Below are 9710 nucleotides of genomic sequence, written 5' to 3'. Positions count from 1 at the left end.
TTGGTCAGCCCGTAGCGTTCAAGCATGTGCATTCCGGTTGTGAAGAACGATACATCAAAGCCCGCATCTCGCGTGGCAACCGCCAAAGGCTCAAGCTTGCCGAAATCGGCCCGTGTTCCGGTGACAAAAAGAACTTTTCGCGGCATCCCGACTTCCAAATCAATATACTATCGGATGACCCGATCCTTGTTGCCATGAAGGTTATCGTGGTGTCGTCGGAAAGGAAACGGGCTTTGGCCGTGGGCGCGTTCAGTTCTTGCCCAAGTCGTAAGCTGCGTTTATCTAAGCGCTTGACCTTATCTGGCGTCATCCTTAGGTGACATGTCTACGAGGCGAGTGGGCAGGTAGGTTATGCAGCGGATTGCAAATCCGTGTAGACCGGTTCGATTCCGGTACTCGCCTCCAAGTGATTTTATGAACTTTGGCTGATGGCTGTTCAGTGCGGGTTTGTTAGCTTCAATACTAAATCTTGTCTTCATTTGTGCGCTTTCAGGGGTGATGTCGCCTCGCGCGATCTGTATGTCGCCCGCAGGCGCATTGGTTCCTAGGTGGATGTTTGCCTTTGGGCACAAACATCTCAATCCGCAAAGCGACATATGCGCAACGGACAGACCGGTAGCACGGGCGACTGCGCCGTGATCAAGATTGACTTCTTTTGTGCCCTTCGCTAGCGGACATGCACGTGTAATGGCCCCCGTGTGACCGGTGGGGTTTGGGTCTGGCGCATCGACTTTGAGCATGTCTGCTCTTGCAAGGTGGGTTTATTCTACACTGGCAGTGGCAAAACGAGAGTTCGAGAGACACATGCAAAACGTTTCAATCGTGGTCCCCGTGCATAACGAGGCTGACAACATTGGCACATTGGTGGCTGAGATCTTGGAAACCGGCGCGGCCTATCCCCTGCATGAAATCATTTTTGTCGACGATGCCTCAACGGACCACACACAAGACGTTCTGAGCGCTTTGCAAGCCGAAGAGGCGCGCATTGTTATCGTGACACATCCTCACGTGGGCGGGCAGAGTGCCGCGATCCATAGCGGGGTCTTGCGCGCAACGGGGACAATCATTGCCATGCTGGACGGGGATGGCCAGAACCCGCCGTTCGAGCTGCCCAAGCTCGTTGCGCCTTTGCTGGCCGATACGTCCGGCAATCTGGCGTTGGTTGCAGGCCAGCGCGTTGGTCGGCGCGATACGCTTTCGAAACGGCTTGCATCTCAATTCGCCAACAAGCTGCGCTCGGCGCTTTTGAAGGACGGCACCCGCGACACCGGCTGCGGGCTTAAGGCGTTTCGCCGTGACGCGTTTTTGGTGTTGCCGGTCTTTAACCACATGCACCGCTATTTGCCCGCTTTGTTTATCCGTGACGGATGGGACATTGCACATGTCGATGTCAGTCACCGTGAACGTGGTGCGGGCCGGTCAAAGTACAATAACTTCCAGCGCGGTCTCGTCGGGATTTTTGATCTGATCGGGGTCAGTTGGCTGATCCGTCGGCGCAAGCGTGTCAATAGAATGTCAGAAGTGTTGCGGCATCATACAGGAAATTTACCCCATGTTTGAGTTTCTGAATGTCGACAGCTGGGCTGAATTTACGTGGGTGATGATCGGCCTTGGCGGGCAGTTGGCCTTTACTGCGCGGTTTTTGGTGCAATGGATCGCGTCTGAAAAGGCGGGGCGGTCAACTGTGCCTGTCGCCTTTTGGTATTTTTCGATCATTGGTGGGACGATCTTGTTGTCTTACGCAATCTACAGAGGCGATCCGGTCTTTATTTTAGGGCAGTCCATGGGCGTGATCATTTATTCCCGCAATCTCTGGCTGATCCGTCGCGAACGTTTGGGATAAAATGACAAAATTATGGGATTTCGTGGTGCGCTTTCCGGTGTTGATCGGGATTGCGTTGATCTTGGCGCAAACGCTGCCGGTGCTCGATGCACGTTGGCTGTGGTTTTCTGACGAAGTCCGCTATGCCGAAGTTTACTCAAACCTTGTGCGTGATGGTCACTGGATTGTCCTGAACCTCAATGGTGAGGCCTACCCGGACAAGCCGCCGGTTTATTTCCTGCTTCTCGCAGCGCTGGATCTGATCCCGGGCGTCGAGATGCCGGGGCTTATGTGGCTTGGCTCTGCGGTGTCGGCGATTTTCCTGCTTTTCGCGATGCATGCGCTGGCAAATGCCGTTGGTATCGGCCGTGCGGGGTTTGCTGCCGGGATGCTGGTACAACTCAGCCTCTTTGGCATGGTGCTCTTGCTGCATTACGTGCGCATGGATTTGCTTTTCGTGGCCCTGATGATGGGTGGGCAGGCCGCGCTGCATCGATACTACTATAACGGCGAGGCGGCGAAACATGCGTACCTTGGCTTTGTGCTCTGCGGTCTTGCGGTGCTGGTCAAAGGCCCGCTTGGTCTGTTGTTGCCTCTGGTTGCCGTCTGGGGTGCCGCAGTTTGGGCCGGACGCGGTGCTGCGATCCTGCGGTTGACGACGCTTCTGGGTTTGTTGCTATCCGTGCTGGTCATGGCGAGCTGGGCCGTCGGTATCATCATGGTCGAGGGTTGGACGTTTTTCAGCGAACAGATCATCGGCCAGCAAGTTGTCGCGCGGGCTACGGATACGTTCCACCATAGCGAACCGTTTATCTATTACTTCATCGTGCTACCCGTTTTGCTTTTGCCTTGGACAGGCTTTGCATTGGCGCTGCCTTGGGGCCGTATTTTGCAGTGGCCTGCTGAGATGTGGAAAAGCCGCCGTCAGTTGAACGCAGTCGGCATCCTTGCAATCGGCGCTTTCGCGCATTTCATGACGTTGTCGCTGCTTGACGGCAAAGTCGGTGTCTATGTGCTGCCGATCCTCGTGCAGGTGTCCTTGCTGATTGGTGCGCTCCTTGCCTCAGGCTTTGTGCCGCGCGCATGGGTGGGTGTCGCGGCAATGATGGCAATCTTCGGCGCTGCCTTGATGGCGTTTTCGTTCAGCGAGGAAGCGGCGGCCTATCAACTTGGCGCGCTGCTTTGTGGTGGGCTTCTGGTTGTCCTCGCGGGTCTGCTGGTCTGGTTGCGCAAAGCCGGTCAGGCGGCCCTCCTCGTGCAATCGGCTGTGATGGTCGGGTGGAGTCTCTTGCTTGCGGCTGTGCTGCTGCCGGGGATGAATGAAAGCGCATCGACCCGCATCACAGCAGAGCATCTGGGAAGGCTTGCAGAGAACGGCTATACTCCTGTGGCCTATCGGACTTATCCTGGTATTTTTTCGTATTACGCTGGTCGCGATGTCGTGCAGATTGATAGCCAGAATGAACTCGTGGCGCTGATTGCTTCGGACAGTGCGATTGTGATCGCAGGGCGCAAGCGCCATCTGGACGAACTTGATCTGACGGGTTTTGAGCTTCTCGATAGCCGTGAAATCAACGGGGCAGGTGGCCGCTACGAGGTTGTCAGCCGTAGCGCGCGGCAATCCAACTAATGCTGCCAAGGCAGGCATCTGCGAGCGCAGGCGCGTAAAGAGATAACAAAGATGCAGCGCAGACGGCGGGCTTTGTCTTGCTGTGCTGGTTTATGCGATGTTCAATGTTGCCGTGTCGTGACATCTATGGCATGAGACATTAAACAAACTGAACGAAAGAGTTTAGATCGTGACTGACTATACCTCCCGCCGCACAATGATGGTCGATACGCAGGTGCGCCCTTCTGATGTAACGAAGTTCCCAATCATTGATGCAATGCTGTCGGTACCACGCGAAGCCTTTGTGCCGGACGGCAAGCGCGAAGCCGCCTATGTTGGTGAAAACCTTGAAATTGGCGGTGGTCGCGTTCTGCTTGAGCCGCGCACTTTGGCCAAGATGATTGATGCGCTGGATATTCAGCCGGGTCACGTCATACTCGATGTTGCTTGTGGCCTTGGATATTCGACCGCCGTTTTGTCTCACATGTGCGATTTTGTTGTGGCCATTGAAGATGACGAGGCGCGCGCGGAAGAAGCGCAGTCGCTTCTCTCGGGGCAGGGCGTTGACAATGCCGCAGTGATGTTTGGCCCTTTGGCAGAGGGTGCTGCGAAATCCGGGCCCTATGACGTGATCATCCTGCAAGGTGGTGCAGAGCAAGTCCCTGCGGCGCTCTTGGACCAGTTGCGTGAAGGTGGCCGGATTGCCGCTGTTTTTGCAGAAGGGACGCTCGGTGTGGTGCGCATTGGTCATAAGATTGATGGCGTCGTGAACTGGCGCTTTTCGTTCAATGCCAGCGCACCTGTGCTGAAGGGTTTTGAGAAAGATCGCGCCTTTGCACTCTAGGAAGTGATCGGTCGCGTCGGCCATTACGTAATTACTTTAAAGCTTCGGAGTTTCGCATGATGAGATCTAAGGGATTGGCCGTTGTCGCGATTGCGCTGACATTCATCGGTGCACCCGCATTGAAGGCGGATACTCTGGCTGATGCCTTGGCGGCCGCATATAATAACTCTGGCCTGCTTGAGCAGAACCGCGCGTTGCTTCGTGCTGCTGATGAAGGCGTGGCCCAATCCGTTGCGGCAACCTTGCCTGTGATCAGCTGGTCGATCTCGGCCAACAGACGGCGCGTTGAGGTGCCTGTGGTCACGACAACAGACTCGGTTCTCGCGCAGATTTCGGGCGATGTGACGCTTTTTGATTTCGGTGTTGGGCGGCTTGGGGTCGAGGCCCAGAAAGAAGTGGTGCTTGGCACACGGCAGTCCCTACGCGGCGTTGAACAGGATGTGCTACTGCGCGCGGTCCAGGCCTATATGAATGTCCTGAGTACAGGTGAATTTGTCCAGTTGCGCCAGAATAACGTGCGCCTGATCACGCAGGAACTCCGCGCAGCGCAGGACCGCTTTGAGGTAGGCGAGGTGACACGGACCGATGTGGCACTCGCCGAGGCGCGTCTTGCCGCCGCACGCAGCCTGTTGGCGGCAGCGCAGGGCGATCTGGCGCGTGCAGCCGAAGAATATCAGGCCGCAATCGGGCGCACGCCAGCGGGCGCGCGGGCAGTCAGCCCAGCGCCGGTGTCGCGTTCGCTTGACGATGCCAAGGCCTTTGCCGTTCGTAACCATCCTAGCGTACTTGAGGCGCAGCATTCTGTTGCTGCCGCAGAGATCAACATCCGGCGGGCGGAATCCGCCACGCGGCCTTCGGTTTCCCTGAGTGGGTCGGTGAGCACAGACGACGAATCGAACACCTCGGCTCAGGTTGGCCTGAGCATTGGTGGCCCGATCTATCGCGGCGGCCAGATCCTGAGCCAGTTCCGCCAAGTGCAGGCCAACCGTGATGCGGCCCGTTCGGGGCTGCACCTGCGCGTGATGGCTGTTGAACAAGAGGTCGGGAATGCGTTTGCTTCGCTGCAAGTGGCGCAGGCATCACGTCAGGCGTCTGAGCAGCAGATCCGCGCGGCCAGCGTTGCATTTGAAGGTGTGCGCGAGGAAGCGACCCTTGGATCGCGCACCACATTGGATGTATTGAACGCGGAACAGGAACTGCTTGATGCGCGGGCGAACCGGATTGCAGCCCAGTCAAACGAAGTGATTGCCTCTTATGCGCTATTGTCGGCGATGGGGCTTTTGACAGCTGACCATTTGAACCTGCCGGTGCAGCAATATGATCCATCGGCCTACTACAATCTGGTGAAAGATGCGCCATCGGCCCTCTCGTCTCAGGGTGCCGCTCTCGACCGTGTTTTGCAGGCGATTGGAAAAGAATAATCACAGAGTTGTTAGGGGCATCTGCCTTCGCTAAAATCCTGCAACTGGGTGCAAATTCGGGATGAGCAGGATGTCAAGAATGGCGCATGATGAAGACATTGATGACCTCGTATCCTCAGTGCGTGATTTCGTCTCGCATAAAGAACCGCCGCGTTCGCGGTCACGGATCCTGTTGGACCGTCTTATCCTGACGCCTGACCTGCGGGTTGATGGGGGTAATCCAGCGGAAAGCCCAACAAATGCGGCCCAGAATGGTGGAACACCGACAGTCGGGGTGAAGACGCTGCCACCGGTCAAGACCTATGACAAGGCTGGTCTCGAAGCTACGATTGCAGAGCTCGAGGCCGCAGTGACGGCCCAGTTTGATGACTGGGAAGCTGATGAGGGCGAGCGCTTTGCCAAGGCGGCATGGGCTGCCAGCGCCTTCCAGAAGCCCCAGAATGATTCGTCAAAAGCCGCGGAACCAGAGCCACCTTTCGTGCATGCCGTGCAGAAAACTGATGCGGTCGCGCCACAGTCATTGCAGCCGGCATCGGCTTCTGAAGCCGCCGTTGAAGCAACGAAAGATGCGGTGGTGGCCTCTGTGATGTCCGGTCTTGATGAAGAGGCGCTGCGTCGCCTCGTGGCCGAGATTGTCCATGAGGAACTGGGTGGAGAGCTTGGTGAACGGATCACCCGCAATGTGCGCAAACTGGTCCGACGCGAGATAAACCGCGTTCTGACCAGCCGTGAAATGGGCGAAGGTTAATGCGCCAAGCCAAGTAGCGCGTCGATATCCATGTGGGTTTCCAGATGGTCGGCAAGCGCATCAAGCGTGTCTGTCACGCTTTGCGCGTAATCATGATGCGTCACGGGTTTGCCGATATCCGCCAGAAACGCAGCACGGAACGCATCAGCCGCGAACAACCCGTGCAGATAGCACCCCATCACCCGCCCGTCAGGGGATGCCGCCCCTTCACCGCGCCCATCCAGCGACAGCCATGCGCGTGCGCAGTCAGGACCGTCCGTCTGGCCGATGTGGATCTCATAGCCGCTGACCTTGTCCCCGCTGGGCATATAAGAGGCGTTTGACAGGGCCAGCCGCTTTTGCGGGGCCATGACTGTGCGGACATCCAAAAGGCCCAGTCCTTTGACGCGCGCAGGCGCACCTTCGATCCCGTCGTCGTCGATAATCTCTTTGCCTAGCATCTGGTAGCCGCCACAAATGCCCAAGACATGCCCGCCGCGTCGCACATGGGCCTGCAAGTCAATGTCCCATCCTTGCGCGCGGAAATGCGCCAAATCGGCAATCGTGGATTTGGACCCAGGAATGATGACAAGATCCGCATTACCGGGAAGGGGGCGGCCTGCCTCGATGATCTCTACGGTCACATCAGGTGTCGCGGTAAGCGGGTCGAGGTCATCGAAATTCGCGATACGGTTCAGGCGTGGTACAGCGATCTTGATCGCACCGCCCTTGCGGCTGGCGATGTCCATCACGTCTTCGGCAGGCAGTCTCCACGCATCCGCAAACCATGGCACAATGCCGAGAGGTGTCCACTCTGTGCGCGCGGCGATAATGTCCATACCTGCCGCAAAGAGCGTGGGATCACCACGGAATTTGTTGATGGCAAAGCCTTTGATGAGGGCGAGGTCCTCTGGTGGCAGGATCGCATGGGTGCCGACGAGTTGTGCAATCACGCCGCCCCGATCAATGTCGCCCACCAGCACGACAGGCACATTGGCAGCCGAGGCAAAGCCCATATTGGCGATATCGCCTGCGCGCAGGTTCACTTCGGCGGGGCTGCCGGCGCCCTCGACAATCACCAGATCACGGCCCAAGCCGATACGCTGGAAACTCTCAAGCACAGGCGGCAGCAGTTTGGCTTTCTGCTTGCCGTAGTCGCGCGCCTTCATCGTGGCAAAGCGTTTGCCTTGCACGATCACCTGCGCGCCGATATCGGTTTCAGGTTTCAAAAGCACAGGGTTCATATCGACCATCGGTTCCAGCCCGCAGGCCAAGGCCTGCAACGCCTGCGCGCGCCCGATCTCGCCGCCATCAGCGGTGACGGCTGCGTTGTTGGACATATTCTGCGGTTTGAACGGGGCGACAGACATGCCGCGTTTGACACAGGCCCGCGCAATGCCCGCCACAAGCATGGATTTGCCCACGTTCGAGCCGGCCCCCTGGATCATGATCGCTCTGGTCATCGGTGCTCCTTTGGGTCACTTCATAGGGGGGCAACGGGTGCGGGGAAAGAGCATGATCACACCGGCGCACTGGATTTTCGGGTAGCTGCATAGTGTAGCGCAGGGAAACGTTATGAGATTGCATTACAGCCCGTTAGGGGCGGGTAGATAAGACTGGCCACAAGCGCATGCGCGCCTTAGTCCCGTGAACCATTATGTTTGCAGGGTCCTAAAACAAAAGACGCGGCCCAGTGGGCCGCGTCTTTAACGCAAAGCTGCCGGTCTAAACCTAAGCAGCACGTGCCTCTTGCTCGGCTGCATTGCGACGTTCGCTTTCTTCGCGTGAAAGTGCAACGGATGTCCGCACACCTTTACCCACGAATTCCATCAAACCGCTGACAACCCGCTCGTTCGGGTCGATCCCCGCACATGACAATACTTCGCGTCCGTCGCGTGACCGCGCCCAACGCGCAATCTGCTCTGGACCATTTCCGTATTTCTTGTCATCTGCAATAGCATCGTCGAGAGCTGCCAGTACGACGGCAGCAAAGAGTTTGCGGGCACGGTTGCCTTGTTCGTTGTTAAAGGCTGTACCGTCGACGAAATCTCTCATCATATTTCCTTTTTTTGCTCTTGTAGTTCCCGCGTAGGGGCCCTTATGCCCGTTTTGATCTGATTCGGGGGTTCTCTTTTGGAATGGCAGATATGCGCTCAATGCATGGCTTGTGCAGCAATTAGAGACGCCGATTGGTTGAACTTGCCAGCTCCCCACCAGCTGGATATAGGCTGCGACTGAAACCTTTCAACCTTTCTTAACAATCTAAAGAGCCTCAGACCCATGCCCAAAATCAACGGTAATGAAATTCGTCCCGGCAATGTCCTTGAACACGAGGGCGGTCTTTGGGGCGCTGTAAAAGTAGATCACGTCAAGCCCGGCAAGGGCGGCGCATTTGCACAGGTTGAATTGAAAAACCTGCGCGACGGACGCAAACTGAACGAGCGTTTCCGTTCTGCCGACAAGGTCGAACGTGTGCGTCTGGACCAGAAGGACCAGCAGTTCCTGTTTGAAGAAGGCGACATGCTGACATTTATGGACAGCGACACCTATGAGCAAATTGCATTGCCTTCCGATATCCTGGGTGACCGCCGCCCGTTCTTGCAGGACGGTATGATGGTCAAGATCGAATATTATGGCGAAGAGGCGCTGAACGTCAGCCTGCCGCAGAAAGTTGTCTGCAAGGTTGTTGAGACCGAGCCGGTCGTGAAGGGGCAGACAGCTGCCAACAGCTTCAAGCCAGCCGTTCTTGACAACGGTGTGCGCGTCATGATCCCGCCTTTCGTCGGACAGGACGAAGATATCGTGGTGAACACTGAAACGTTCGAATACGCCGAACGCGCCTAAACCTACTTCAGGCGGGTGAGGGTTGCCTCGCCTGCCTGCATCGGGCCTTCGGCGCGGTCAAAGCGCAGAAATGCGAGCGCCTTGTCCCCATCAATCGTATGCAATGTACCCACCGGTTTCCCGTCAGCCGTGATCGGATCCCCCGGCGCTGCTGCGCCTGTGACAGAAACAAGCGCCAAACCCTTCTTCAGCGTTGTTTTGTGTTTCATGCGGGCAACAATTTCCTGCCCAACGAAACAGCCTTTTTTGAAGTCCACGCCGTGCAGACGCTCAAAGCCAGCTTCCAGGACATAGGTCTCATCGTCGAGTTCGATGCCTGTTTCGGGGATCAGGTTTGCGACGCGGAGCGCATCCCAATCGGTTTCGTCGCTGATATCTGTATCGCCATAGGCGCGCCAGCCAAGTGCGTCATGGCGTGGGTCCTGATAAGCGCCCTCAGGTGC

10 protein-coding genes and 1 tRNA gene are annotated in these 9710 nt (G+C 57.0%); 8 read left to right on the top strand and 3 right to left on the bottom strand.

Annotated elements, in window-relative coordinates:
- The first annotated feature begins 331 nt into the window (after nucleotides 1-331).
- The 7 genes from VGP75_RS16495 (at nucleotide 332) to VGP75_RS16465 (ending at nucleotide 6444) form a co-directional block, all read left to right on the top strand.
- Nucleotides 332-405: transfer RNA gene (locus VGP75_RS16495), tRNA-Cys, on the top strand.
- Between the two features lie 399 nt (nucleotides 406-804).
- Nucleotides 805-1560, top strand: a complete 756-nt coding sequence (locus tag VGP75_RS16490) for a glycosyltransferase family 2 protein (protein ID WP_327544702.1) — start codon at nucleotides 805-807, stop codon at nucleotides 1558-1560.
- Nucleotides 1553-1843, top strand: coding sequence for a lipid-A-disaccharide synthase N-terminal domain-containing protein (locus tag VGP75_RS16485; RefSeq protein ID WP_327544701.1), 291 nt, complete (start codon nucleotides 1553-1555; stop codon nucleotides 1841-1843). Before VGP75_RS16490 ends, VGP75_RS16485 begins: the two co-directional genes overlap by 8 nt.
- A 1-nt stretch (nucleotide 1844) precedes the next feature.
- Nucleotides 1845-3452, top strand: coding sequence for an ArnT family glycosyltransferase (locus VGP75_RS16480; protein WP_327544700.1), 1608 nt, complete (start codon nucleotides 1845-1847; stop codon nucleotides 3450-3452).
- Nucleotides 3453-3621: 169 nt separating this feature from the next.
- Nucleotides 3622-4275, top strand: coding sequence for a protein-L-isoaspartate O-methyltransferase family protein (locus tag VGP75_RS16475; protein WP_327544699.1), 654 nt, complete (start codon nucleotides 3622-3624; stop codon nucleotides 4273-4275).
- Nucleotides 4276-4331: 56 nt separating this feature from the next.
- Nucleotides 4332-5696: a TolC family outer membrane protein gene (locus VGP75_RS16470; RefSeq protein WP_327544698.1), complete on the top strand. Its 1365-nt coding sequence runs from the start codon at nucleotides 4332-4334 to the stop codon at nucleotides 5694-5696.
- 79 nt (nucleotides 5697-5775) lie between these two features.
- Nucleotides 5776-6444 (top strand): hypothetical protein, encoded by a 669-nt coding sequence (locus VGP75_RS16465; RefSeq protein WP_327544697.1) that lies wholly within the window; start codon nucleotides 5776-5778, stop codon nucleotides 6442-6444.
- On the opposite strand, the gene VGP75_RS16460 is transcribed toward VGP75_RS16465, so the two are convergent.
- Entirely contained in the window at nucleotides 6441-7886 is a 1446-nt protein-coding gene (locus VGP75_RS16460) for a cobyric acid synthase (RefSeq protein WP_327544696.1), read from the bottom strand. The two genes, VGP75_RS16465 and VGP75_RS16460, sit on opposite strands and share 4 nt — an antisense overlap.
- A 268-nt stretch (nucleotides 7887-8154) precedes the next feature.
- Nucleotides 8155-8478 (bottom strand): DUF6280 family protein, encoded by a 324-nt coding sequence (locus tag VGP75_RS16455; RefSeq protein WP_055294189.1) that lies wholly within the window; start codon nucleotides 8476-8478, stop codon nucleotides 8155-8157.
- A gap of 225 nt (nucleotides 8479-8703) precedes the next feature.
- On the opposite strand from VGP75_RS16455, the gene efp reads away from it, so the two are divergent.
- Nucleotides 8704-9267, top strand: coding sequence for an elongation factor P (gene efp / locus VGP75_RS16450; protein WP_076659252.1), 564 nt, complete (start codon nucleotides 8704-8706; stop codon nucleotides 9265-9267).
- 2 nt (nucleotides 9268-9269) lie between these two features.
- On the opposite strand, the gene ygfZ is transcribed toward efp, so the two are convergent.
- On the bottom strand, nucleotides 9270-9710 hold a 441-nt coding region (gene ygfZ, locus VGP75_RS16445; RefSeq protein WP_327544695.1), incomplete at its 5' end, for a CAF17-like 4Fe-4S cluster assembly/insertion protein YgfZ.

The organism is Yoonia sp., assembly GCF_036007805.1.
In the GTDB taxonomy this organism is placed as follows: domain Bacteria; phylum Pseudomonadota; class Alphaproteobacteria; order Rhodobacterales; family Rhodobacteraceae; genus Yoonia.
The sequence above is the reverse complement of the archived record's forward strand: the minus strand, read 5'-3'. Positions and strand labels throughout refer to the sequence as shown.

Excerpts from the sequence above, each read along its gene's own strand:
- VGP75_RS16490 (WP_327544702.1), top strand. The coding sequence starts at position 805 with ATGCAAAACGTTTCAATCGTGGTCCCCGTGCATAACGAGGCTGACAAC.
- VGP75_RS16485 (WP_327544701.1), top strand. The coding sequence starts at position 1,553 with ATGTTTGAGTTTCTGAATGTCGACAGCTGGGCTGAATTTACGTGGGTG.
- VGP75_RS16480 (WP_327544700.1), top strand. The coding sequence starts at position 1,845 with ATGACAAAATTATGGGATTTCGTGGTGCGCTTTCCGGTGTTGATCGGG.
- VGP75_RS16470 (WP_327544698.1), top strand. The coding sequence starts at position 4,332 with ATGATGAGATCTAAGGGATTGGCCGTTGTCGCGATTGCGCTGACATTC.
- VGP75_RS16465 (WP_327544697.1), top strand. The coding sequence starts at position 5,776 with ATGGCGCATGATGAAGACATTGATGACCTCGTATCCTCAGTGCGTGAT.
- VGP75_RS16460 (WP_327544696.1), bottom strand. The coding sequence starts at position 7,886 with ATGACCAGAGCGATCATGATCCAGGGGGCCGGCTCGAACGTGGGCAAA.
- VGP75_RS16455 (WP_055294189.1), bottom strand. The coding sequence starts at position 8,478 with ATGAGAGATTTCGTCGACGGTACAGCCTTTAACAACGAACAAGGCAAC.
- efp (WP_076659252.1), top strand. The coding sequence starts at position 8,704 with ATGCCCAAAATCAACGGTAATGAAATTCGTCCCGGCAATGTCCTTGAA.